The organism is Massilia sp. TSP1-1-2 (genome assembly GCF_049896185.1).
Taxonomy (GTDB): Bacteria; Pseudomonadota; Gammaproteobacteria; order Burkholderiales; family Burkholderiaceae_D; genus Telluria_A.
Window position 1 is genome coordinate 42,021 of the sequence record NZ_JAFCTU010000026.1, and the last position, 23,668, is coordinate 65,688.

Below are 23,668 nucleotides of genomic sequence, written 5' to 3' on the forward strand. Positions count from 1 at the left end.
CGTGCGCGAAGGCCCGTTGCCATCGCAGCGACCCGCTCCGACCTACCTTGGCGACCCATATGATCACTCTCAGAAGCATCCCTGTGCACGCAGTGCTGGCAACGCTGTTGTTCGTCTCCCACCTTTGTTCTGCGCAAACCCCGGTGCGCCCCCCGATTGGCAGCTTCTTCAAAAGTGCCGCGTTTAGTGGCGCCGAAATGTCGCCCAATGGGCGCTTCGTCGCGTTCCGCGTCGCCACCAAGGGCAGCCGGGCCACACTCGGCGTACTCGACCTGGACACCATGCAGCCAACGGCTGTCGCCGCGATCGACGGTGTCGATATCGGGGCGTTTCACTGGGTAAATGACAAGCGCCTGGTCTTTTCCGTGACCGACTTGCGGATAGCCGAGGGCGAACGAGACTTCGTGCCCGGACTGTTCGCAGTGGACCGCGATGGCAATGGCTTTCGGCGTTTGGTGGAGACTGACTTCCACTACCTCAAAAATACCGACGAACCCAATATTTTGCCGTGGAATACTTTCCTGGTTGGCGTGCCGGGAACACAAGAGTCGAACGATGTTTTTGTCATGCTGTACGAGGGCTATGGCAAGAATGTCGACGCTTTTCTGCGCCTGCAGCGCGTCAATACCAAATCGGGACTTTCCACCTTTGTCGACACGCCCGATTATGCACACGACTGGCTGTTTGGGCCGGATGCCACGGTGCGCACCGTGGTAACCAGCATCGGAAAGCGCCGTGCAGTGCACTACAATGATCCGGCCAGCGCCACCTGGCGCAAGCTTGCAGAATTTGACAGCCTGTCCGGTGACGCCTTCAAGCCGATCTGGTATGGAGCGGACCATACGCTGTACGTGAGCGCCTTGAATGGCCACGACAAGAGCGCGATCTACCGCTACGACTTGAGCAGCGGAAAGCTTGCGCCCCAGCCTCTGGTGTCCTCGAATGATTATGATATCGACGCCAGCTTTATCCATGACAAGGGCAAATTGCTGGGCGTACGCTATCACGCCGATGGCGAGATTACCCAATGGTTTGATCCGGCCATGCTTGCCATCCAGAAGGAGATCGACACACTGCTGCCAGCAACCAGCAACCGTATCTCCGTTGGGCAACGCTCGCAAACGGCCAACGTGCTGATCGACGCCTATTCCGACGTACAGCCGCATAGCTACCTCATCTACAACAGGGACAGCAAGAAGCTGACCAAATTGGGGATGGCCCATCCCGACATCGATCCCAAGCAAATGGGGACCAAAGACATGGTGCGCTACAAGGCACGTGACGGCCTCGACATTCCCGCCTACATCACCATGCCGCCAGGGGGTATTAAAAAGAATTTGCCGATGGTGGTCATGGTGCATGGCGGCCCGAATGTGCGCGGCGGCCGCTGGGAATGGGACCGCGAAACGCAGTTTCTCGCGTCGCGCGGCTACGTGGTGCTGGAGCCGGAATTTCGCGGCAGCACAGGGTTTGGCTCGCGCCACTTCAAGAGCGGCTGGAAGCAATGGGGCCTTGCCATGCAGGACGATCTTGCCGACGGAGCCAAGTGGGCCATTGCCAATGGGATTGCCGACCCCAAGCGTATTTGCATCGCGGGCGCGTCGTATGGTGGCTACGCCTCCATGATGGGGCTGGTCAAGGATCCCGCCTTGTTCAAATGCGGCATCAACTGGGTCGGTGTTACGGATATCAATCTGCTCTATACGGTTCGCTGGAGCGATCTATCCGACACCACTAAAAAATATGGCATGCCAATGACGATTGGCGATCCTGTCGCCGATGCAGCACAATTTGCCGCCACTTCGCCGCTGGCGCAGGCCTCGCGCATCCGGCAGCCGGTGCTGCTGGCCTACGGCGGCGTCGATGAGCGCGTTCCGCTGGTGCACGGCAAAAAATTCTACGACGCCGTTAGGCAAGGCAATCCCAATGTGGAATGGGTCGTCTACGGCGACGAGGGGCATGGCTGGTCCAAACCGGAAAACAATGTCGATTTCTGGTCCCGGGTCGAGAAGTTTTTGGATCGGAATATCGGCAAGCCGTGACGGTTTGACAACGGGCAGCGTGGCTGCTTCCCTGGTCGCGCGTATTCTACGAAAACGGCTGCTTGATGCGGTCACACCATGCAATAGAGCATTTCAACGCGACTTGACTTATCAAAGCCTGCACTGCTAAATCAAACGAGGCGTGCAGCACAGCATCGGACTGTTCAGCGGCCCGTTGAAACACCCGTGGGCATCACGAGCGTCACGGCAAGTTACTGCTGCTTTCTAAATGGGGCGAACTCTTAAAATCGGGCGGCGTTAGCGCTCGCTGTTCAGCGCCAGGAACAAGCACTGAAAATCGAGGAAAGTGTCTGTCGTTGTACAGTTACCTCATCTCTAATCGACTTGACGGCGAGGGAAAATATGTCGGCAAAATCTACATCGAATAAAACTCCTTTGCTATGCGCCCTCGTCGCGCTCGCCTTGGTGCGACCCAGTCTTGCGCACGATGACCCAAGCGGTCTGCTCAAATATCGAACGACGTCAGAGATCCATGGGCTCTACAAAATTCACCAAGAGGCACGCAAATTTTTGATGCGCCAACCGAGGAAAAAAGCAGGCGATTGGGTCGCAGTCGGGCCGGACATACGCATGCAGTTTCCACGATACGCCGTGTCGCTGCGAACGCGGTGGGCACGCGAGTCGGACCGAAAAGAGGGCATGCCGGGCGTGCTCGTGATTTGCAAAAAAACTATCGACAGGGAAGACCCAAACTGGACGGTTCTGGTCAGTTCGTACATCCCGGCCGAGCAAAAGCTGGAGATGCAGCGGCAGTTTCCCAACCTTCCTTACCCACCAGTGCCGGAACAAAAATAAAACGGCTGCGTGGGTTAGGGAAGTGCGTCGGCCCGGCCGCAAAGTCCTGCGCCATCTCATCGGGCGCTTGACATTGATGCGTGCGCTGCTCCCGCGTCAGCGGCGTGTTGCGGGTGATGATCAGCGTGTAGCCAATGGTCACCCATGGGTGGCTTGCACTCAGGCATAGGTGGTGCGGGGCGCGGCCACTGCACAGCAGGCTCTTGCAGGTCGCGGCGGGTGCATTCACGCGGACCAGCGGAATTATCGTGGCTACCGCGCCCACTAACACAGACGCGCAACAGCGCGCCGGTTAATCGACGTTACCCGCTGCAAAGTATTTGTCGACAAGCGATATTCTAGCGGAACGCCCAACTCGGAGGAGACTTGCATGGGACTGCTAACCTTCAGCCTTAACATCACCCTCGACGGTTGCGTCGACCACCAGGAGGGAATCGCGGACGACGAGACGCACGCCTTCTTCACCCGCCTCATGGACGAGAGTGGGGCAATGCTCTGGGGCCGCACTACCTACGAGATGATGGAGAGCTACTGGCCGGCGGTCGCTCGCGGCGATGTGGATGTGCCGCCGACGGTGCGCGAATGGGCGCTCAAGCTGCAGACCAAGTCGAAGTACGTCGTGTCGTCAACACGGACGGACTTTCCGTGGACTAACACCCACCACATCGCCGGCGACTTGCGCTCGGGCGTGCAAAAGCTCAAGGACGCGACCCCTGCCGGCGTGCTCCTCGGTAGCGGTAAGCTTGCGACCGAGCTGAATCGGCTGGAATTAATCGACGAGTACAAGTTCCTCGTTCACCCCAGGATCGCCGGCCACGGCCCGACCCTGTACCAGAGCGGGCCGCCCAACACGCGACGGCTTGAGCTGGTATCGGCGAAACCGCTCAGCAACGGCGCGGTCGCCATGCACTACAGGCGGATGCGGAGCTAATATTGTGAACGTCCGCAACGGGGCCGCCATGCATTAAACCGCGATATGCAGCGTCCGTTCGAGCGTTGCAAAATCGTGATTGAAAAACTTCGTTCCCCTCATTCGCCATCCGCTGCCACGGTCCGCCTACAATGACGTTTTTAACGCAAACCCATACAAAGCCCCCAACACCGCATCCGGCTGCTCGGCCATCAACGAATGCCCCGCATCGACCATCACCACCTTCCCGTGCGCGATCGCGCCGGTAAGCGTTTTAGTCGAACGCGCCGGCGTCATCATGTCCTTCGTCCCAAAAATGAACAGCACCGGACACGGAACCGCCGCCGCCGCAACCTCGCCATTCGCATACGCGTTACAAGCAGAAAAATCCGTATAAAACAGGTGCTCGGGATTAATCTGCGACATGCGCTGCATCAGCCTGCGCGCGCCGCCCATCACATGCAACCCTGGCGTTGGGCACGCGGGGTTTTGCGCAATCGACGAGTGCGAAAAAATATTCACCATGTCGATCGCCGCTTGTTCGTCGTCTCTGGACGTGGCCAGCAGCGCGTCGGACACCTTCATCGGATAGGTCGTTCCCAGCATCGCCAGCTGGCTCACGCGCGCCGGCGCCATATGCGACGCTTCGAGCGCAATGAGCGAACCCATGCTGTGCCCGATCATCAGCGCCTTGTCCACCCCCACCGCATCCATCACGTGCAGCACCCACGCGGCCATCGCCTCGACACTGGTGCATGCGCGGCCTTTGCTGCGGCCGTGGCCCGGCAGGTCCAGCGCCAGCACATTGAAGCCGTGGTGCGCAAAATAGCGCGTCTGCAAACACCACACCGAATGGTCGTTCTGCGCGCCGTGAATGAAGATGGCGGTCGGCTGCGCTGCATTGAACGGCTTGCCGCCGGTGTAGCAATAGGCGTCAACGCCTTGCACTTGTACGATCACGTCATGCTCCTTTCTGCGACAGCTTCAGGCCGCGCGCGAGGTCTTCGATCAGGTCGTCGACGTTTTCCAGTCCCACCGACAGGCGCATCGTTCCCTCCGTGATACCGGCGGCGGCTAACTGCTCGGCCGGCACCCGAAAGTGCGTCGTCGAAGCAGGGTGGATCACCAGCGACTTGGCGTCACCCACATTGGCCAGGTGCGAAAACACCTTCAGCGCGTCGACAAAGCGGCGCCCGGCGGCGCGGTCGCCCTTGATGCTGAAGGTGAAGACGGCGCCGCAGCCCTTGGGCAGCAGCGTCTTGGCCAGTTCGTAATCAGGGTGCGAATCCAATTCCGGGTACGACACCGATTCGACGGCAGGGTGCTTGAGCAGAAATTCGACCACCTTGCGCGTGTTGGCCACGTGCCGGTCCATGCGCAGGCTGAGCGTCTCTATGCCTTGCAGCACGGCGAACGCGTTGTGCGGACTCATGACGGCGCCAAAGTCGCGCAAGCCCTCGCGCCGCGCGCGCAGCGCGAACGGGGCGACGGTCGATTCTTCGGCAAACACCATGCCGTGAAAGCCGTCATACGGCTCGCACAGTTCGGCGAAGCGGCCGCTCTTGTCGTACGCGCCTTGCCAGTCAAAGGTGCCGCCGTCGACCAGCAGGCCGCCGATGGCGGTGCCGTGCCCGCACAGGAACTTGGTGGCCGAATGGAAGACCAGGTCGGCGCCGTGTTCGAAAGGACGCAGCAGATACGGCGTGGTGAAGGTCGAATCCATCATCAGCGGCAGGTGGTGCTCATGCGCGATGGCGGCCACGGTGGGGATGTCGAGCACGTCCAGGCCCGGATTGCCCAGCGTTTCGGCAAACAGCACCTTGGTGTTGGGCCGGATCGCGCTGCGCCAGGCATCCATGTCGCGCGGGTCGACAAAGGTGGTCTCGATGCCGAAGCGCTTGAGCGTATAGGCGAGCAGGTTGTGCGAGCCGCCGTACAGCGCGCGCGAGGCGACGATGTGCGAGCCGGCGCCGGCAATGGTCGCCAGGCCCAGGAACATGGCGGCCTGGCCGCTGGCGGTGGCAATGCCGGCCACGCCGCCTTCGAGGGCGGCGATGCGCTCTTCGAGCACGGCGTTGGTCGGGTTCGAGATGCGCGAATAAACGTGGCCGGCGCGCTCCATATTGAACAGCGACGCGGCGTGGTCGGAATCCTTGAAGGCGAACGAGGACGTGAAATAGACAGGAGTTGCGCGTGCGCCGGTGGCCGGGTCTGGCGTGGCGCCGGCATGCAGCGACAGGGTGTCGAAGCCGGGATATTGAGGACCGCTCATGGTGGACTCATCTGGTTGATAAAACATGGTAACGAGGGATGGGCAGAATCGTAGCATGCGCGTCCCAAACAAAAGAATGGTTTCCTCGCTAAAATGGTACGTTCGGCAAGGATGGCGCTTTTCCCGGTTTGATTTTTCGCAAAACTGGATTTTTTGCCACGCATACGCTACATTCGGAGCCAAGGCTTATAAAAAAGCACTCCACTTATAACCTCATCAGACAAGGCGGCCATCATGAAAGTGTCGGAAATTCTCCAAGTGAAGGGCAATATCCTCTATACGGCCACCCCGGACATGCCTTTGGTGGACGCCGTGAACACGATGTCGGAAAAAGATATCGGCTCGCTGGTGGTCATGGAATTTGGCGACCTGGTCGGCATGCTGACCTTCCGCGAAGTGATCAAGGTGCTGCACAAGAATAACGGTTCGGTCGGCGCCGGCACGGTGCGCAAGTACATGGACGACCATCCGATCACCGTCACCCCCGACACGGAAGTCAATGAAGTGCGCCGCATGATGCTCGAAAAGCACGCGCGCTATCTGCCCGTCATGAACGCCAAGACGCTGCTGGGCGTAATTTCCTTTTACGACGTGGCGCGCGCCGTGCTCGAGGCGCAAAGCTTTGAAAACAAGATGCTCAAGGCGTATATCCGCGACTGGCCGGCAGAAGTCACGCAGGACGACTGACAGCGCATGCTTACCCGCATGGGCACCCGGCGCCGTTTCAAGCAGGTCGACGTTTTTACCCGGGTGCCGTTCAAGGGCAATCCGCTGGCCGTGGTGCTGGACGGCGACGCTCTGGCCGACGAGCAGATGCACGCCATCGCGCGCTGGACCAATCTGTCCGAAACCACCTTTGCATTGACGCCGCGCGATCCGCAAGCCGATTACCGCGTGCGTATTTTTTCGCCCGGCACCGAGTTTCCCTTCGCCGGCCATCCCACCTTAGGTACGGCGCATGCGCTGCTCGAAGCCGGCCTCACGCCCAAGACGCCCGGACGCCTGGTGCAGGAATGCGGCGTGGGTCTGGTCCATATCCGGATCGCGGACGATGGCGCGCTCGCTTTCCGCGCGCCCGAGGCCGAGCTGCGCGCGCTGCACGCGTCGCTCTTTCCCGCCGTGCGCGCGGCTTTGCAAAGCGATGCCTTTCACCTGGGCGGGCCGCCGGTCGTGGCGACCATGGGCATTTGCTGGCTGGTGGTGCGCATGGACAGCGCGCAAGCGTGCCGCGACGTGCGGCCCGACGCGCAGGCGCTGCTGGAGATCACGCGCATGGGCATGACCGGCATCGCCATGTACGGGGCAATGCCGCCGGGCGGTGCAATCGACTACGAAGTGCGCGCCATATTCACCAAGATGGACGTGCTCACCGAAGACCCGGTGACCGGCAGCGCCAATGCCTGCATCGCGCGCGTGCTCGAGGCGCAGGGCTTTCCCGATGGCGGCCACACCAGCGCTGGATACACCGCCTGCCAGGGCGGGCAGGTGCAGTGCGACGGGCGCATTTCGGTGCTGTACCAGGATGGTGCGCCGTGGATCGGCGGGCATTCGGTATCGGTGATTGACGGTACAATCCAGGTATAAAGTAACCTATTGGTTGCAAAAAGTAACCTTTATGTTACATTGCGTTCTCCCATGTCGACGTTCACGAGGAGTCGCAAACATGCAGTCCACAATACCCAACGAAGCTGAGCAACTGGTCGCCTGTTCACGCCGTGGCCTGTGGGTTGCCCTGGTGCTGATGCTCGCGCTGCTCGCCGATGCGCTGATCGTCAACCTGTATCCGGACGGCGCGGCCGCGTTGGTGGCGAGCCGCATGGCGCTGCTGCTGCCGGTCGGAATCGTGGTCGCCGTGGCGTGGCTGCGCTCATCGCTCAAGGGCGTGCGCAGCGATGCCGGCTCGCCTGCCATGCAGTCGATGCTAAACGATGATCTGCGCCAGCAAAGCCTGCGCCTGGCCTATCGCAATGGCTTGTTTGCGGTGCTGTTCGCGCAGCCGCTGCTTGGCTTGCTGCTGGCGGCGGCGGGCCCGCCGCCGCCGATCATGCTGATGGCCAGCGCGACCGCGCTGCTCGGGGTAGTGGCGGTGGTGGGCAGCTTGCTGGCGCATGACCGCTGATGGACGAACATCTAAAAACAACGATGAAGGTGCAGCGCGCCATGCGCGACCTGACGCAGGCCGATCTGGCCGCAATGGCCGGCATTACCCGCAAGTCGATCAATGCCATCGAGATGGGGCATATGGTGCCATCCACGATCCTCGCGCTCAAGCTGGCGCACGCGCTCAAGGTGAGCGTGGAGGAGTTGTTCAGCCTTGAGGTGAGGCCGTAGGGACGGGCGGCCACGCATGGCGCAAGACGCGCTTTGCGCTTTTCCGTCATGCAGTCCAGACTTGAATCGTGGCTGGACTGGCTTTGCGTTCGGCCTGCGATATGGCTCAGGTGGCGGCGCGGCCTTCGCGCATGAAGCGCTGGATGTGGGCAAGCATGACGTCGTCGGCGTAAGGTTTGCCAAGCAGGATGTCGACTCCGGCTTCCTGCGCCTTGGGGCCATAGCTCTCTTCGGCGCTGATCATGATCACCGGGATGTGCGCGGTGGCAGGGTCGTTGCGCAGGTGTTGGGTCAGCTCGAAGCCGTTCATGCCGGGCATTTCGACGTCGGTGATCAATACGTCGGGCATGCGCTCACCGATCTGGCGCAGGGCGTCCAGACCGTCCTCGGCCTGCTGCACCTGGAACTGGTTGTTGACCAGCATGCGGTTGGTCTTGACCCGCACTACCTTGGAGTCGTCCGCAATCATGACGAGCGTCTCGGGCGCGGCCTTTGGCACGCGCTGCGCTGCGGGACTGGCTCGCTGCTGGCCTGTCGTTTCCTGTGCTGTCGCTGCCCGTTCCGCCGCTGCCTGTTCCGCCGCAGCCGCTTCCGCCGCCAGGCGCTTCGCTTCGAGGCGGGCGGCGCTGGCCGCAACCAGGCGCTCGGCTTCCGCGCGCGTGGCTTCCGCCAGTGCCGCGCGCTCCGCTTTCAGGCGCGCAGCTTGCGCTGCTGCCTCGCGTTCGGCTTCCAGGCGCGCCGCTTCATGGGCGGCATTGCGCATCGCTTCCAGGCGTGCTGCTTCCTTGGCCGCGACGCGTTCGGCTTCGGCGCGGGCCAGCCTTTCGGCCGACAGGCGCAGCGCCTCGACGCGGGCCGCTTCCTGTTCGGCCAGGCGCAGCGCCAGCAGGCGCGCCGTTTCTTCGGCAGCCACGCGCTCGTCTTCGCGCCGGATCGCTTCCTCGGCAGCTAGGCGCTGGGCCAGCGCACGGGCGGCCGCTTCGTCGGCGGCGCGGCGCGCTTCCAGCCGGGCCGCTTCTTCAATGGCGATGCGCTGCGCTTCTGCGCGCGCGGCTTCTTCAAGGACGATGCGTTTGGCTTCCACGCGCGCGGCTTCTTCAAGGGCGACGCGTTCAGCTTCAATGCGGGCCGCTTCTTCAGAGGCGAGGCGCTGCGCTTCCACGCGCGCGGCCTCCTCGGCGGCGGCGCGTTCTAATGCGATGCGTTCGGCTTCTTGGGCGGCCACGCGGGCAGCTTCCACCCGCGCCGCTTCCTCGGCGGCTGCCTGTTCGGCTGCCTGGCGCGCTTCTTCTTCGCGCGCGATGCGCTGCGCTTCGGCGCGGGCGGCTTCCTCAAGGGCTACACGCTCGGCCAGGCGATGTGCTTCTTCTTCAGCGGCCAGGCGTTCGGCTTCGGCGCGTGCGGCTTCCGCAAGCGCCAGGCGCGCAGCTTCGGCACGCTCTGCTTCCTCAAGCGCCACGCGCGCAGCTTCTGCGCGGGCCGCTTCTTCCGCGGCGGCGCCTTCAGCGTCGGATCGGGCTGCCGTTTCGGCGGCGATGCGCTCTGCTTCCAGGCGGGCGGCCAGTTCAGCGGCCGCCGCGTGCGCTTGCGCGCGCGCCGTTTCTTCTTCGGCCACGCGCTCAGCCTCGCGCTGCGCGGCAGCGTCTTCGGCCGCGCGCAGCGCTTGCACCCGGTCTTCGTCTTCGAGCGCCACGCGCTGCGCTTCGGCGCGCGCCGCCGTGTCGAGCGCCTGGTGCGCCGCGTCAAGCCGGGCGCGCTCTTCTTCGGCCACGCGCAGCGCTTCGATGCGCGCCGCTTCCTCGTCGGCCATGCGCTTGGCGTAGCGGCGCGCCGTGTCTTCTTCGGCCAGGCGCTGCTCTTCGATCAGCAGCGCTTCTTCGTCGGCCATGACCTTGGCGTCGATATTGGCGGCCAGTTCTGCCGCTGCGCGCTCCGCTTCCAGGCGCGCCGCTTCCTCCCCCGCCAGGCGGTCCGCTTCCAGGCGCAGCGCCTCGGCGGCGGCAGCTTCGCGTTCGGCTTTTTCGCGCGCGGCCATGTGGGCGGCAATACGTTCGTCCTCGGCGCGGAAAATGACCGCCGGGTCGAGCACCGTTTCAGGCGTTTCCAGGACGCTGTTGGCCTGGATGTCGGCGCGCTCGAGCTCATCGGCGGCGCTGCGCAGCGCGTCGAGACGCTCGCGCTCGGCCAGGGCGATGGTGTCGGGGTCGACCGCAACGTCGTCGTCGATCGTGAAATGCTGGCGTATGGCCGGGGGCGGCGCCGCGCGCGACTTGAACCGGCGCACCAGGGCAACCACGAGAACGGCGCCAACCAGCACCGCGATCAAAATTATTGCAATATCTTTAAGTAACACGCGGACAACTCCGTCGAGGCGCCGCGCAGCGGCAACCGGTTGTAAATGGCGAGGGGGTACGAAGTTAGGATATTACACCAACGCAACAGGGAGCGTGTTGCTGTCTTGCAATGCAAACCCAGTTTGTGCCGTGGTTCAGCTGGCAACATTATCCGCTGGCGACCAGGCGGCGTCGATGCCCGCACCGTCATCCTTCGAACTGATCAAGGTCACGCGCCCGGTGTCGATCATGACTTGGGCGCCCGGGTGCAGTTTTTCAACCAGCGCGCCAAGTCGCCGTCCGGCGCCGGCCCGAGCGCGCTCCAGCCGTTGCGCCCGTTTTCCTTGACCCAGTACAGCGCCGCGTCGGCCAGTTCAACCAGTTGCTCCCAGCCGGCCAGAGGCAGGTGAGATCGGCTTTCGACGGCCCATGGTTCCACTCGACTCACCCCTGGTCGACGTGCGGGATGTACATGGATTTTACGTGGGCAGCCGCTTGGCGAGCGCCATCGACGCCTGGCGCGACGAAGTAGTGTTGGCTTGACCAAAACGTAGGGCGGAAAAGCGAACGCGCATTCCGCCAGTGCTGGCGTCACGTCGATGCGCGCATTGGCGCAATGCGCATGCGCTTTTCCGCCCACGATGCCACCATGTAGGCCACGTCAGCTCAGGCGGACGGCAATGCCAGGCGCGTGTGCAGGTCGTTGGCCAGCCATTCGTACAGCGCCGGCACCGTCATTGGGCGCGCAAACAAAAAGCCTTGCGCCAGCGGGCAACCCAGATCGCGCAGGATCTGGGCCTGGCGCTCGTCTTCGACGCCTTCGGCGACGATCGACAAGCCCAGATTGCGCCCGAGCTGGATCACCATTTCGGCAATGCTGCTGCCGCGCGCCGAGCCGGTGATTTCGGTGACAAAAGCGCGGTCGATCTTGAGCCGGTCAACCTGCAGGCGCTGCAAGTACGACAGCGATGAAAAGCCGGTGCCAAAGTCGTCGATCGAAATCGACACGCCGGTATGCTTGATCTGGGCCAGCATCTTGATCAACAGGTCCGGCTCTTCCATGGCCATCGATTCGGTGATTTCGAGCTCGATGAATTCGGGCGGTGCCTGGCTGTCTTCAAGCGCCGAGCGCAGCATCTCCAGAAAGTACGGATGGCGAAACTGCACCTGCGAGACGTTGACCGACATCGTGAAATCGCGGTGCCCCGCTTCGCGCAGGCGCACCACTTCGTGGCAGGCGGTGCGCAGCACCCATTCGCCGATGTCGATGATCAGGCCCGAATATTCGGCGATCGGGATGAAGCGGTCGGGCGAAATGAAGACGCCGTCGGCGCCGCGCCAGCGCAGCAGCGCCTCGGCGCCCACCGGCCGGCGCGTGGCCAGGTCGATCTGCGGCTGGTAGACGACGAACAGCTCGCCGTCGGCAAAGCCGCTGCGCAGCGCGTGCATCATGCGCACCCGCTCGCGAATTTCAACGCCCATGCTGCGCGAAAAATAAAAGTGGCCGGCGCGCTGCTGGGTCTTGGCGCGCTTTAAGGCAATATCGGCGTCCTTCAGGGCGTCGGCGCCGCCGCCGTCATGCTCGACCAGGCGCACCAGGCCGAGCGTGGCCGACAGGCGCACTTCCTGGTTCTCGATCAGGAAGGGCGTTTCGAACAAGCACAGGATGGCGACCGGATTGACGGCCGCCGCGTCGCCCAGCACGCAGAAAATATCGCCGCCGATGCGCGCCACCGTCAACTGCTGGCCCAGGCTGGTCTGCAATCGCGTGGCGACGGCCACCAGCAGTGCGTCGCCGAACTGGTGGCCAAGCGCGTCGTTGGTCTCGGCAAAGTGGTCCAGGTCGACCAGGCACAGCGTGGCGTCGTCGCATGCCGGGCCGCACAAGGTGGCGTCGAGGATTTCGACCAGGCGGGTGCGGTTGGGCAGCTTGGAAAGCTGGTCGTAAAAGGCGGCGTTGTGCAGGTGGCTGACCAGTTCCACATTGTCCAGGCCGACCGCGACGTTGCTGCAAAATACGTCCAGCAGACGGCGGTCGATGTCGCCCAGCACCCGGTTCACCGAGACGCGGGCCACGAAGTCGCGGCTCGACTTGCCGGCGAAGTAGAGCGTGACGCAGCCCGGTTCGTACAGGTTGCTGCACTGGGACAGGGTGCGCATCATGGCGCTGTAGAGCGGGGCGTCGTCGGCCAGCGTCAGGCGCGCGTTGGCGGCGCGCCGCGCCGTGCCCGCGCTGGCCACCACGCACAGCGCGTCGCCGCCGGCGTCCGGGTTGTCGCGGGCGCACAGCACGCCGTTGGGGGGGATTTGCAAGATCTCGGCAATCTGGGCCAGCACGCCGGCGGCGAAATTTTGCACGCCGTGCAGCGACATCAGCTCGGTGCTGGCGCGCACGATCTGGTCCAGGCCGCGCCGGCTGGCGCTGATCGCGCGGATCTGTTCGTAGGAACGGATCGCCGCCGTCACCGTCGTATATAGCTTGATGCGGGTCAGTTCCGACTTGGTCTTGTAATCGTTGATGTCGAAATCGCGGATGGCGTCGATTTCGGGCGCGTAGCCGGGCTGCCCGGTGCGCAGAATGATGCGCACGTCGGCCAGCTTGAGCGTTTCGCGGATGTAGCGCACCAGGTGCAGGCCGGCGTCGTCCTGTTCCATGACCACGTCGAGCAAAATGACGGCAATGTCGGTCTCGGTCTTGAGCATTTCACGGGCCTGGGCGGCCGAATAGGCATGCACGAATTGCAGTGGACGGTGCTGCATGTCCAGGTTGCCCAGGGCGAAAGTGGTCGTCGAATGGACGTCCTCATCATCATCGATGATCATCACGCGCCATACGTTGGGCAAGCCGTCGGCAGCGGCGCTTGCCGGGTGCTCGTCCAGAAAGACCAGGTCGTCGTGATCGTCCTCGGAACGGACCGGGGGCGTGCTCGATGGGGGCATGTAGCGCTTCTCCAGGATGGCGTTTTTCAGTAGGATACGACGAAAACGCCGCCTCAAGCGAGTTTGCGGTGAGAAAAACAGCTTTCCGTGACGCTTACGGCAATTGCTTTAATGGTAATGTGATGGGGAAGATATTGCCATTCGAGGGCAAGGGTGCAGCAAATGCGCGCGGGCTGGTAGAATTGCTTTTTCTCCCACTCACTTTTCCCACCATGTCCGGCAACTCATTTGGCAAGCTGTTTTCCGTTACCACCTTTGGCGAATCGCATGGCCCCGCCATCGGCTGCATCATCGACGGTTGCCCGCCGGGCATGCTGCTGTCGGAAGCCGATATCCAGCCGGACCTGGACCGCAGAAAGCCGGGTACCTCGCGCCACGTGACGCAGCGCCAGGAAGCCGACCTGGTCGAAATATTGTCCGGGGTGTACGAGGGCAAGACCACCGGCACGCCGATCATGCTGATGATCCGCAACCAGGACCAGCGCAGCAAGGACTACGGCAACATCGTCGACAGCTTTCGCCCGGGCCATGCCGATTACACCTATTGGCACAAGTACGGCGTGCGCGACCCGCGCGGAGGCGGGCGCTCGTCGGCGCGACTGACCGCGCCCGTGGTGGGCGCCGCCGCCGTCGCCAAAAAGTGGTTGTTCGAGCAGTATGGCACGGTGTTCAAGGGCTGCATGAGCCAGCTGGGCGACATTGCGGTGCCGTTCGCGTCGTGGGAGCACGTGCGCGAGAACCCGTTTTTCGCCGCCAGCGCCGACGCCGCTCTGATCGCGCGCATGGAAGCGGCCATGGATGAGCTGCGGCGCGACGGCGACTCGATCGGCGCACGCATCGACGTGCTGGCGCACAACGTGCCGGTCGGCCTGGGGCAACCCATTTACGACAAGCTCGACGCCGACATCGCCTACGCGATGATGGGCATTAACGCGGTCAAGGGCGTGGAAATTGGGGCCGGCTTCAAGTCGGTGGCGCAGCGCGGCTCAGAGCATGGCGACGAACTGACGCTGGAAGGCTTTGTCGGCAATAACGCCGGCGGCGTGCTGGGCGGGATCTCGACCGGGCAGGACATCACGGTCTCGATCGCTATCAAGCCGACCTCGTCGATCCGCACGCCGCGCCGCTCGATCGACAAGGCGGGTAACCCGGTGCTGGTCGAAACGTTCGGCCGGCACGACCCGTGCGTGGGGATCCGCGCCACGCCGATTGCTGAAGCGATGCTGGCCCTGGTCTTGATCGACCACGCGCTGATGCACCGGGCGCAGTGCGGCGACGTGCGCGTTTCCACGCCCAGGATCGCCCCAAAAATTGCCTGAGCCGCGCGCGCCGATGCCGCTGCAGTCGATTAATTTTTCGCTGTTCCTGTTTGTCTATTACGCCTACGCCGGCACCTTTGGCACCTATGCGACGCTGTATTTCGCCGCGCGCGGCCTGACGGTGCCGCAGATCGGGGTGCTGATCTCGCTCATTCCCGTGATGCGCATCGTCGGTCCCAACCTGTGGGGCTGGGCGGCCGACCGCAGCGCCCGCCGCGTGCTGGTCATGCGCCTGACGGCGCTCGGCGCGCTGCTCTCGTTCGGCGCCATCTTCGTGGCCGACTCCTACCTGCAGTTTTTCATCGTGATGATGCTGGTGAACCTGTTCGCCAGCGCGTTAAGCCCGCTGTGCGACGCGCTGATGCTGGCCGAAATGCGGGGCGACCTGTCCAACTATGGCAAGCTGCGCTTGTGGGGCTCGCTCGGCTTTATCGCCGCGGTGGTGCTGGCCGGGTACGGCCTTGAATGGTTCGGGGTGGAGGCGCTGCTGGGCTTGACGTTCGCGCTGCTGCTGCTGGTGTTTGGGGCCAGCCTGCGCATTGGCGAAACGGCTCACCCGGTGCGCGCGCACGACACGCCGCCCTTGTGGAGCGTGCTGCGCAAGGGCGAAGTGGTGGCGTTTTTTGTCTCGGCGGCGCTGATGTGCGGCGCCCACATGTGCCTGTACGCGTTTTACTCGCTGTACCTGGCGCGCGCCGGTTACGGCAAACCGCTGATCGGCGCGATGTGGGCGCTTGGCGTGGTGGCCGAGGTGGCGTTTTTCTACTTTCAGTCGCACGTGTTTGCGCGCTTCGGGGCGCGCCGCGTGATGCTGTTCGCCTTTGGCGTGGCGCTGCTGCGCTTTGCCATCACCGGGGCGGCGCCCGGCCTGCTGTGGGTGCTCATTGCCGCGCAGTTGATGCATGCGGCCACGTTCGCGGCCCACCATTCGGCCTGCGTAATCACGATGCAGCGCTGGTTTGCAGGCCCCCTGCAGGCCAGCGGCCAGGCGCTCTACATGAGCGTCGCTTACGGTGTCGGCTGCACGCTGGGCGGCCTGGTGCTCACCTTGTGCTGGGACCGCGTCGGGCCGCAGCACATGTTTTATGCGGCCGCCGCGATGACGCTGGCCGGGGCGGGGGCAGCCTGGTATTGTTTCCATCGCCAGGACGCCGGCGCCGGCGCTCCCGGGTTGATGGTCTGATTTTTTTTCAGGAGCATTGGCGATGTCTGCTGACGAACACCTTGGTGCTAGATTGACCCTCGGCCAGCTGGCCAGCCGCTGAAATGTGCCGCGCACAACGGTGCTGTATTACGAGCAGGTAGGGTTGCTGGCGCCGCTCGAGCGCAGCGGGAGCGGCGAGCGGCTCTATTCGGAACCTGAACTGGCGCGCGTGCAGCAGATCGGCACCTACCGCGCCACCGGGCTGACGCTGGACCAGATTCGCCCCTTGCTGGCGGGCGGCGACAAAATGGCCGCATTCGCCAAGCGCCTGGACGAGATCGGGCAATCAATGCTAGGCCTGCGCGAGCAGCAGGCTTTGCTGGTGGCGTTACTGGAAGGCGGGAGGCGGCCGGCGGCGCCGGGTGTTGCGTTTGAAGATGCGTTTGAAGATGCGTTTGAGGATGCGTTCGGAGCCAGCGGGCTCGATGACGCCGCGATGCACCGCTGGCACGCCGTGTTCGCGCGCCAGAATCCGGAAGGGTACAAGGCCTTTTTGCGCTCGCTCGGCCTGACGGGCGAGGAGGCGGCGCGCCTTGCGGGCGCCGGCGAAGACCAGTAAACGCTGCCGCGCGCCTAGGCGTGCTGGCGCCGTTCCAGCGCTTCGAGCACCAGCGCGCGCAGTTCATTGAGCTGGGTGAACTGGCCATGGTCGAGCGGCATTTGGTACATTTCATCGTCCCAGTCGCCGTAAATAAAGCCGACCGGCTGCCCGTTGCGGCACAGCGGCAAGATCACGAAGCTGCGCGCGTTCGCCAGCGACACCTTCCACCAGGCCGGCAGCCGGGGCGCAAACTCGCGGTCGCGCGTGTTTTCAATGAACACCACGCGGTCGTGGCTGAGCGCGGCGTGAAAGACATTCGGCTGGTAGCGGTCGTCGAACGTCAACCGGGGAATCAAGAGGCGCACGCCGGCGCCGAAGCCCATCTTGGCGGCGTAGTTGTGTTCGCGGCGGTTGCGCAAAAAGCCCACCGCGCGCGCCAGGCCCAGGCCCTGATACAGCGTTTCCAGGGCCATCGACATCATCTGGCCAGGGCTGGCCGTATCGAGCACGTCGCGCATGTCGGCAATGCCTGAAGCGAGCAGGCGGCTGTCGCGCGCGCGCACCTTGGCGCGCACCTCGGGCACCTGCGAGCGCTTTTGGGCCGCGCGTGCAAATGGCGCCACCGACAGGTCGGCGATGGCGTTTTCGCGCGCTTTTCCGATGGCGTCCATCACGCTGCCGGCCTGTACGCCGAGCATGGGCGCAAAGCCGGCGGCGAGCAGTTGCAAGGTGTCGGCGCCGGCGTCGTCGTCGTTCCACAGCGAATCGGCGCAGCGGCTCGACATGGTCGACAAGGCGGCCAGCCAGTCGGCGTCGCTGAAGGCGTCGGGCCGCGGCGCCGGTTCGACCCGGCGCATGCTGGCGATCAGCTTGTGCGGCAAGCCCCAGCGTTCGGCAGCGGCGCGCCCCACGTCTTCGAGCGAGAGCCCGAGCAGCTCGGGGGCGGCGTGGTCTTCGCCGCCAACGCCGCCGGCGTCCTGCAGCGCGCTCCATACGTCCGGCAGGTAGAACGTGACGGCCATCCGGCCCAGGGCATGGAGCATGGCGCAGACCACCGCTTCCTCGCTGTCGCGCCCTTCGGCGCTGCCGGCCACCTGCTGCGCGACCATGCCGGCCAGGACCGCCTTTTCCATCTCGGCGTGGGCGTTGCTGCTGGCCTGGGCGCTGGCGTGCAACTCTTCGACCAGTTTCAGTCCGAGCGCCAGGTGACCGATCGCCTCGGTGCCCAGCACCAGCACGGCTTTGGAGACGGTGCTGATGCGCTGGCCAAAGGCGGCGTACATGCCGCTGTTGGCAAGGCGCAGCACCTTTTGCGTCAAGACCGGGTCGGACAGCACGGTCTGGGTCATGCAAAATTCGTGCTCGTCTTCGCCGCGCATGGCGCCCAGGATGGCGCCGATGGCCTTGGCAAAGCCGGGCATGTCGCCCTGCTCGCGCACGCGCTCCCATAGCAGCGCGAGCGTGGTGTCGGCGCTGGCGCCGCAATTGGAGGTGCAATCGGCGCCGCAATCGGGACTGCAACCCGAGCTGCAATCCGAGCTGCAATCCGTGGCGGAAAGGGTTACGTCCATCATACGCGCCCCGTGCGCAAGGCGTTGAAGGTGTCGGCCAGCGCGACCATGGCGACGTGGGCCGGCATTGGACGGCCGGTCAGGTAGCCCTGGATGTACTGGCAGCCGCGCTGGCCCAGGTACTGCAGTTGGTCTTCGGTCTCGACGCCTTCGGCCACCACCGACAGGCCAAGGTGGCGCGCCAGGTCGAGCACCGCGTTGCAGATTGCGCCGTCCTTGCTTGACGCCGGCAAATCCTTGACGAAGGCGCGGTCGACCTTCAACACGGAGATGGGAAAGCGCTTGAGGTAGGCCAGCGACGAGTAGCCGGTGCCGAAGTCGTCGATCGCGATGCGGGCGCGCCGCTCGGCCATGCGCGTCAAGATCGTTTCCGCGTGCTGCGGGTCGAGCATCAGCGTGCCTTCGGTAATCTCGAGCACCAGCTGCTCGCCCGGCAAGCCCGAATAGGCGAGCGCTTCATCGAGCACCGCCAGGAACTGGTCGTTGCGAAACTGGCGCGGGCTGATGTTGACCGACATGTACAGCGTTCGGCCGCAGGCTTGCTGAAACTGGGCCAGCTGCACGCAGGCCGCCTTGAGCGCCCAGGCACCAAGCAGGTTGATCAGCCCGTTCGATTCGGCCAGGCCGATAAAGCGTGCCGGCGGCACCATGCCCAGCGTGGGGTGCTTCCAGCGCATCAAGGTCTCGAACCCCTGGATCTGGCGCGTCGGCGCATCCACGATGGGCTGGTAAAAGAGCAGGAATTCGCCTTCGCGGATGGCCTGGAACATGGCAGCCTCGAGCGAAATATCGTGTTCCGGCGGGGAGCTCTGGCGCGCGCTGTACAGCACGCAGCGTCCGCGGCCGGTCTGCTTGGCGCGCGACATGGCCGTGTCGGCCAGCGCCACCAGCCGCACCTCATCTTCGGCGTGTTCGGGAAACAGCGCCACCCCGATCGAGGCGCCGATGTAGATCATGTGGTGCTCGACCTCGAAGGCCATCTGCGCCATCGCCAACAGGCGCCCCGTGACCAGCTTGATTTGCGCTTCGCTGTGGGTGCCGGGCAGGATGGCGACGAATTCATCGCCCCCCACGCGCGATAGCGTGTCGCTGTCGCGCAGCGTCTTGCGCATGCGCGCGGCGGCCATTTTGAGCACCGCGTCGCCCACCGGATGGCCCAGGCTATCGTTGACCTTCTTAAAGCCGTCCAGGCCGATGTGGATGACGGCAAACGGCTCGCCCGAGCGGCGCGCCTGCAAGGTGACCATGCGGATCCGGTCCGACAGCAAAATGCGGTTGGGCAGGCCGGTCAGGGCGTCATGGGTGGCCATGTGGCGCAGCATCTCTTCGGTGCCGCGCTGGGCCGACATGTCGCGCCCCACGACCAGCACGTCGGCAATGTCGTCGGGCGTGGTCAGGCGCGACAGGCGCAGCTCGAACCAGGTGTACTGCTCGCCGCACTGCAGGCGCACGACGGCCAGCACCGGCGCGTCCGATGGCGCCGCAGTCACCGCATCGCCCACAGCCTTGGCTAGCGACGGCTGGTCTGCGTCGGCCGCGAGCGAAGCGAGCTTGATGTTGGCGCCGCGCAGTGCGAGCAGTGCGCGGGCGCGGCGGCTGGCGTAACGGACCTGGCCGGCCAAGTCCAGGCGCAGCACGATGTCCCCGGCCGCGTCCATCAGGTGATCGATTTCGCGGGCCGGGCCGCGGTTGTCGCTGGAGATGCTCATGCGCATAAGATAATCGGTCTTTCCGTTGAATTGGACAGCACAATCGTGGACAACACGAGCGAGAAATGTAACACCAAAAAAATGCCGTTGGGCATTGATTCCTCCTGTTTTGGCCTTTGATAGCAGGAAGTTTGACGCCCATCATGGAACCGGGCGCCATTGCTGGCGGAATCACCGAAACTTGCGTCTGCAGGGGCTTTGCGCTAGCCTGCAACGCTCGCAGTGCACTGCCAGCAAAACAATAAAACGGCGCCAGCGCCGCCATGGAGGCTTCACCATGCACCATTTCGATACCCACGACGTCTTTAACCAGGCCGCGCCGTTTGCCGACATCAACCTGTTCGCCTGCGACCTGGCTTTGCAGGAAGCGCTGCAGCGCGAGGGCGGCGCGCAGGCGGCGCTCGCCTTGCACGCGCTGGGCGAGCAACTGGGGCGCGCCGAGGTGCTGGACCTGGGACGCCAGGCCAACGCCAACGCGCCCAGATTGCATAACTTCGACCGCAGCGGCAGGCGGGTTGACGAAGTCGAATTCCATCCATCCTGGCATGCCTTGATGACGCTGATGATCGAATCGGGCGTGCACGCCTCGCCGTGGGATTCGGGCCTGGCCGGCGCCCAGGTCACGCGCGCGGCCCAGTACCTGCTGTTCGGCCAGGTGGAAAACGGCGCCCAGTGCCCGATCACCATGACGTATGCCTGCGTGCCCGCGCTGCGCCAGGCCGGCGCGCTGGCCGACAAGTGGCTGCCCAAGATCCTGTCGCGGCGCTACGACCCGCGCTCGCTGCCGATCGAGCAAAAGCACGGCGCCTTGATCGGCATGGGCATGACCGAAAAGCAGGGCGGCACCGACGTGCGCGCCAACACCACGCGCGCCGCGCCGCTGGCGCCGGGCGAGGGCCAGGCGCGCTTCGGCGCCGAAGGCGAAGGCGCATTCAACATTGTCGGCCACAAGTGGTTTTTTTCCGCGCCCCAGTCGGACGCGCATTTGATTCTGGCGCAGACCGACGACGAAGGCAGTGCCGGCCTGTCGTGCTTTTTCGTGCCGCGCTTCCTGCCTGACGGCAGCCGCAATGCAATCCGCGTGCAGCGCTTGAAGGACAAGCTGGGCAACCGTTCGAACGCCTCGTCGGAAGTGGAGTTTTGCGATGCGGTGGGTTGGCTGGTCGGCAAAGCGGGGCGCGGCATTCCCACCATCCTGGAAATGGGCGGGCATACGCGGCTCGACTGCGTGGTGGGCAGCGCCGGCATCATGCGCGCCGCACTCACGCACGCGCTGCACCATGCGCGCGGGCGCGCCGCGTTCGGGCGCAAACTGGCCGACCAACCTTTGATGCAAAACGTGCTGGCCGACCTGGCGCTCGAATCGGAGGCGGCAACCGTCTTTGCGCTGCGCCTGGCGCGCTGCTTTGACGAAGGCGATGACCCGGCCCAGGCGCTGTTGGGACGGATCCTCACGCCCGCGGGCAAATACTGGCTGTGCAAGCGCGGGCCGGGCTTCGGCGCCGAAGCGATGGAAGTCATGGGCGGCAACGGCTACGTGGAAGACGGCCCGCTGGCGCGCCTGTACCGCGAGGCGCCGGTCAATTCGATCTGGGAAGGCTCGGGCAATGTGATGTGCCTTGACCTGCTGCGCGCCTTTGGCAAGACGCCGGCCGCGCGCGAGGCGCTGGCCGCCGAACTGGCGCTTGCGGGCAAGGCCAGCGGCCCCTTGAATGCGTATGCGGCGCGCCTGCTGGCCGACATCGATCAAGCGCATGGCGACGAATTCGGCGCGCGCCGGCTGGCCGAGCGCGTCGTCATCGCGGTGCAGGGCGCGCTGCTGGTGCGCCACGCGCCGGCGTTCGTGGCCGAAGCCTTTATCGCCTCGCGCATTGCGGTAGACGTGGGCGGCGCCTTCGGACGCCTGGGGCCGGGCGTCGATTGCAAGGCCATCCTCGAGCGCGCGCTGGCGGCATCGGCTGACAACTAAATTCGGACAAACCGGGCTGCGGCTGGGATAATACGGGCACAAGCCATTACCACGAAAAACTCATCATGAAACAAGATCCACGCTTTCCCAACCTGTTCATCCTGGACCACCCGCTGATCCAGCACAAGCTGTCGCACATGCGCGAGCGCGACACCTCGACCCGCACGTTTCGCGAACTGCTCAAGGAAATCACGCTCCTGATGGGCTACGAGATCACGCGCGACCTGCCGCTCACCACGCGCAAGATTGAAACGCCCCTTGTTACCATCGACGCGCCCGTCATCGCCGGAAAAAAACTGGCGATCGTGCCGATCCTGCGCGCCGGTATCGGCATGAGCGACGGCCTGCTCGAACTGGTGCCGTCGGCCCGCGTGGGCCACGTGGGCGTGTTCCGCGATCCGAACACCCACAAGCCGGTCGAATACCTGGTGCGCCTGCCTGATACGGCCGACCGCATCTTCATCCTGTGCGACCCGATGGTGGCTACCGGCAATTCGGCCGTGCATGCGGTCGACGTGCTCAAAAAGCGCGGCGTCTCCGACGAGCAGATCATTTTCCTGGCGCTGGTGTGCGCGCCGGAAGGCGTGCAGGTATTCCAGGATGCGCATCCGGGCGTCAAGCTGTACGTGGCCTCGCTCGACTCGCACCTGAACGAGCATGCGTACATCGTGCCGGGCCTGGGCGACGCGGGCGACCGTATTTTCGGCACCAAGTAAAGCCTGCTGCGCGATGGCGACACAGATCGACCAGGACTTCTTTGCGCGCCTGCGCGCACTGAACGACAAGTTCGCCGCGGGCATTCCCGAAACGCTGGTGCGCATGCGCCGCGAGCGAGGCGCGTTCAACCCGGATGGGCCGCAGGAAGGGAGCATCAAGGCGCTGCATGAAACCTTGCACACGATTGCCGGTTCGGCGGCCACGTTCGGCTTTCGCGCCTTTGGACAGAAGGCGCGCGAGCTCGAGCAGCGCCTGCGCGTGCTGATGGCCTTCGAGACGGTGGCGGCGTCCGACTGGCAGCGCTGGCTCGATGCGCTCGACGCCTACATCGACTGGGCCGAAATCGACCCCAAGGCGGACGAACACGCAGGCGGACGCGACGTGTAATGCGACATTGAACTGTTGCATATGCGTTAATGCAAGAACCGGTGCGATGATCGTTTGATCTAACGCAAACTTCCAGAGTATCCATGCCCTATATTCATCTTACTGCCGCTGCAAACGGGTTCTGTCATCGTTGATCAACGCAACGATTCTTCAGTCCTCAAGTTTTATTTTGCAGTGAATGTGTTTTTTTTGATTTATTGGGTATAATGCGGGATCGTTGGATTCGAGGTAGTAGTGCAGTCTGTCTGTCATTTCTTTCTTGCTTCTTCAAACGATCTAAAACGGGCGAAAGCCCAACTAACTGAAATAGGAAATTGTAATGGCAACTGGCATCGTAAAATGGTTCAATGATTCGAAGGGCTTCGGCTTTATCACCCCTGACGAAGGCGGCGAAGATCTGTTCGCTCACTTCTCGGCTATCCAGTCGGCAGGCTTCAAATCTTTGCAAGAGAACCAGCGCGTCTCTTTCGAAGTAACCGCTGGCCCTAAAGGCAAGCAAGCTTCGAACATTCAGCCTATCTAATATCGCTGAGTCAACGACTAAAAAAATCCTCGGTTTCCGAGGATTTTTTTTCGCCTGATGGTTTTGAAACGCCGCAGTTAGTAG

The 23,668-nt window shown here is 63.8% G+C and carries 21 protein-coding genes; 14 read left to right on the forward strand and 7 right to left on the reverse strand.

The window, feature by feature from the left end:
• Positions 1–59: 59 nt before the first annotated feature.
• From ACP7BV_RS19900 to ACP7BV_RS19910, 3 genes are all read left to right on the forward strand, one after another.
• The gene (locus ACP7BV_RS19900; protein ID WP_426106266.1) at positions 60–2,042 is read left to right on the forward strand and encodes an alpha/beta fold hydrolase; all 1,983 of its coding nucleotides are present in this window, start codon (positions 60–62) and stop codon (positions 2,040–2,042) included.
• A 363-nt stretch (positions 2,043–2,405) separates the two neighbouring features.
• Positions 2,406–2,858, forward strand: a complete 453-nt coding sequence (locus tag ACP7BV_RS19905) for a hypothetical protein (RefSeq protein WP_426106268.1) — start codon at positions 2,406–2,408, stop codon at positions 2,856–2,858.
• A gap of 370 nt (positions 2,859–3,228) precedes the next feature.
• Complete coding sequence (locus ACP7BV_RS19910) at positions 3,229–3,789, forward strand: dihydrofolate reductase family protein (RefSeq protein WP_426106269.1); 561 nt, start codon at positions 3,229–3,231, stop codon at positions 3,787–3,789.
• Between the two features lie 126 nt (positions 3,790–3,915).
• Here ACP7BV_RS19910 and ACP7BV_RS19915 read toward each other — a convergent pair whose 3' ends face one another.
• Both ACP7BV_RS19915 and ACP7BV_RS19920 read right to left on the reverse strand, forming a co-directional pair.
• Positions 3,916–4,728, reverse strand: a complete 813-nt coding sequence (locus tag ACP7BV_RS19915) for an alpha/beta fold hydrolase (RefSeq protein WP_426106270.1) — start codon at positions 4,726–4,728, stop codon at positions 3,916–3,918.
• Between the two features lies 1 nt (position 4,729).
• On the reverse strand, positions 4,730–6,040 hold the full coding sequence (locus ACP7BV_RS19920; protein WP_426106271.1) for an O-acetylhomoserine aminocarboxypropyltransferase: 1,311 nt from the start codon (positions 6,038–6,040) through the stop codon (positions 4,730–4,732).
• Positions 6,041–6,274: 234 nt separating this feature from the next.
• Here ACP7BV_RS19920 and ACP7BV_RS19925 point away from each other — a divergent pair, with 234 nt between their 5' ends.
• From ACP7BV_RS19925 to ACP7BV_RS19940, 4 genes are all read left to right on the forward strand, one after another.
• Positions 6,275–6,727 (forward strand): CBS domain-containing protein, encoded by a 453-nt coding sequence (locus ACP7BV_RS19925; RefSeq protein ID WP_426106272.1) that lies wholly within the window; start codon positions 6,275–6,277, stop codon positions 6,725–6,727.
• 6 nt (positions 6,728–6,733) lie between these two features.
• Positions 6,734–7,624: a PhzF family phenazine biosynthesis protein gene (locus ACP7BV_RS19930; RefSeq protein WP_426106273.1), complete on the forward strand. Its 891-nt coding sequence runs from the start codon at positions 6,734–6,736 to the stop codon at positions 7,622–7,624.
• Between the two features lie 79 nt (positions 7,625–7,703).
• The gene (locus ACP7BV_RS19935; protein ID WP_426106274.1) at positions 7,704–8,159 is read left to right on the forward strand and encodes a hypothetical protein; all 456 of its coding nucleotides are present in this window, start codon (positions 7,704–7,706) and stop codon (positions 8,157–8,159) included.
• Complete coding sequence (locus tag ACP7BV_RS19940) at positions 8,159–8,371, forward strand: helix-turn-helix transcriptional regulator (protein ID WP_426106276.1); 213 nt, start codon at positions 8,159–8,161, stop codon at positions 8,369–8,371. The genes ACP7BV_RS19935 and ACP7BV_RS19940 overlap by 1 nt, the downstream gene beginning before the upstream one ends.
• Before the next feature lie 106 nt (positions 8,372–8,477).
• Here ACP7BV_RS19940 and ACP7BV_RS19945 read toward each other — a convergent pair whose 3' ends face one another.
• From ACP7BV_RS19945 to ACP7BV_RS19955, 3 genes are all read right to left on the reverse strand, one after another.
• The gene (locus tag ACP7BV_RS19945) at positions 8,478–10,724 is read right to left on the reverse strand and encodes a response regulator (protein ID WP_426106277.1); all 2,247 of its coding nucleotides are present in this window, start codon (positions 10,722–10,724) and stop codon (positions 8,478–8,480) included.
• Positions 10,725–10,951: 227 nt separating this feature from the next.
• The gene (locus ACP7BV_RS19950; RefSeq protein WP_426106278.1) at positions 10,952–11,143 is read right to left on the reverse strand and encodes a hypothetical protein; all 192 of its coding nucleotides are present in this window, start codon (positions 11,141–11,143) and stop codon (positions 10,952–10,954) included.
• A 227-nt stretch (positions 11,144–11,370) separates the two neighbouring features.
• Entirely contained in the window at positions 11,371–13,644 is a 2,274-nt protein-coding gene (locus tag ACP7BV_RS19955; RefSeq protein WP_426106279.1) for a GGDEF/EAL domain-containing response regulator, read from the reverse strand.
• A 212-nt stretch (positions 13,645–13,856) separates the two neighbouring features.
• Between ACP7BV_RS19955 and aroC the strand changes: the two genes are divergently transcribed.
• From aroC to ACP7BV_RS19970, 3 genes are all read left to right on the forward strand, one after another.
• The gene (gene aroC / locus ACP7BV_RS19960) at positions 13,857–14,963 is read left to right on the forward strand and encodes a chorismate synthase (RefSeq protein ID WP_426106302.1); all 1,107 of its coding nucleotides are present in this window, start codon (positions 13,857–13,859) and stop codon (positions 14,961–14,963) included.
• A complete protein-coding gene (locus tag ACP7BV_RS19965) occupies positions 14,956–16,146 on the forward strand; it encodes an MFS transporter (RefSeq protein ID WP_426106280.1) in 1,191 nt (396 codons plus the stop codon). The genes aroC and ACP7BV_RS19965 overlap by 8 nt, the downstream gene beginning before the upstream one ends.
• Before the next feature lie 85 nt (positions 16,147–16,231).
• Entirely contained in the window at positions 16,232–16,726 is a 495-nt protein-coding gene (locus ACP7BV_RS19970) for a MerR family transcriptional regulator (protein ID WP_426106281.1), read from the forward strand.
• Positions 16,727–16,740: 14 nt separating this feature from the next.
• Here ACP7BV_RS19970 and ACP7BV_RS19975 read toward each other — a convergent pair whose 3' ends face one another.
• Both ACP7BV_RS19975 and ACP7BV_RS19980 read right to left on the reverse strand, forming a co-directional pair.
• Positions 16,741–18,282, reverse strand: a complete 1,542-nt coding sequence (locus tag ACP7BV_RS19975) for an HDOD domain-containing protein (RefSeq protein WP_426106283.1) — start codon at positions 18,280–18,282, stop codon at positions 16,741–16,743.
• On the reverse strand, positions 18,279–19,988 hold the full coding sequence (locus tag ACP7BV_RS19980; RefSeq protein WP_426106285.1) for a putative bifunctional diguanylate cyclase/phosphodiesterase: 1,710 nt from the start codon (positions 19,986–19,988) through the stop codon (positions 18,279–18,281). The genes ACP7BV_RS19975 and ACP7BV_RS19980 overlap by 4 nt, the downstream gene beginning before the upstream one ends.
• A gap of 277 nt (positions 19,989–20,265) precedes the next feature.
• Between ACP7BV_RS19980 and ACP7BV_RS19985 the strand changes: the two genes are divergently transcribed.
• The 4 genes from ACP7BV_RS19985 (at position 20,266) to ACP7BV_RS20000 (ending at position 23,584) form a co-directional block, all read left to right on the forward strand.
• Positions 20,266–21,957: an isovaleryl-CoA dehydrogenase gene (locus tag ACP7BV_RS19985; RefSeq protein WP_426106287.1), complete on the forward strand. Its 1,692-nt coding sequence runs from the start codon at positions 20,266–20,268 to the stop codon at positions 21,955–21,957.
• Between the two features lie 65 nt (positions 21,958–22,022).
• Complete coding sequence (gene upp / locus ACP7BV_RS19990) at positions 22,023–22,673, forward strand: uracil phosphoribosyltransferase (protein WP_426106288.1); 651 nt, start codon at positions 22,023–22,025, stop codon at positions 22,671–22,673.
• A 13-nt stretch (positions 22,674–22,686) separates the two neighbouring features.
• Positions 22,687–23,061, forward strand: a complete 375-nt coding sequence (locus ACP7BV_RS19995; protein WP_426106289.1) for an Hpt domain-containing protein — start codon at positions 22,687–22,689, stop codon at positions 23,059–23,061.
• 319 nt (positions 23,062–23,380) lie between these two features.
• Positions 23,381–23,584 (forward strand): cold-shock protein, encoded by a 204-nt coding sequence (locus ACP7BV_RS20000; protein ID WP_020703630.1) that lies wholly within the window; start codon positions 23,381–23,383, stop codon positions 23,582–23,584.
• The last annotated feature ends 84 nt before the right edge of the window (positions 23,585–23,668 follow it).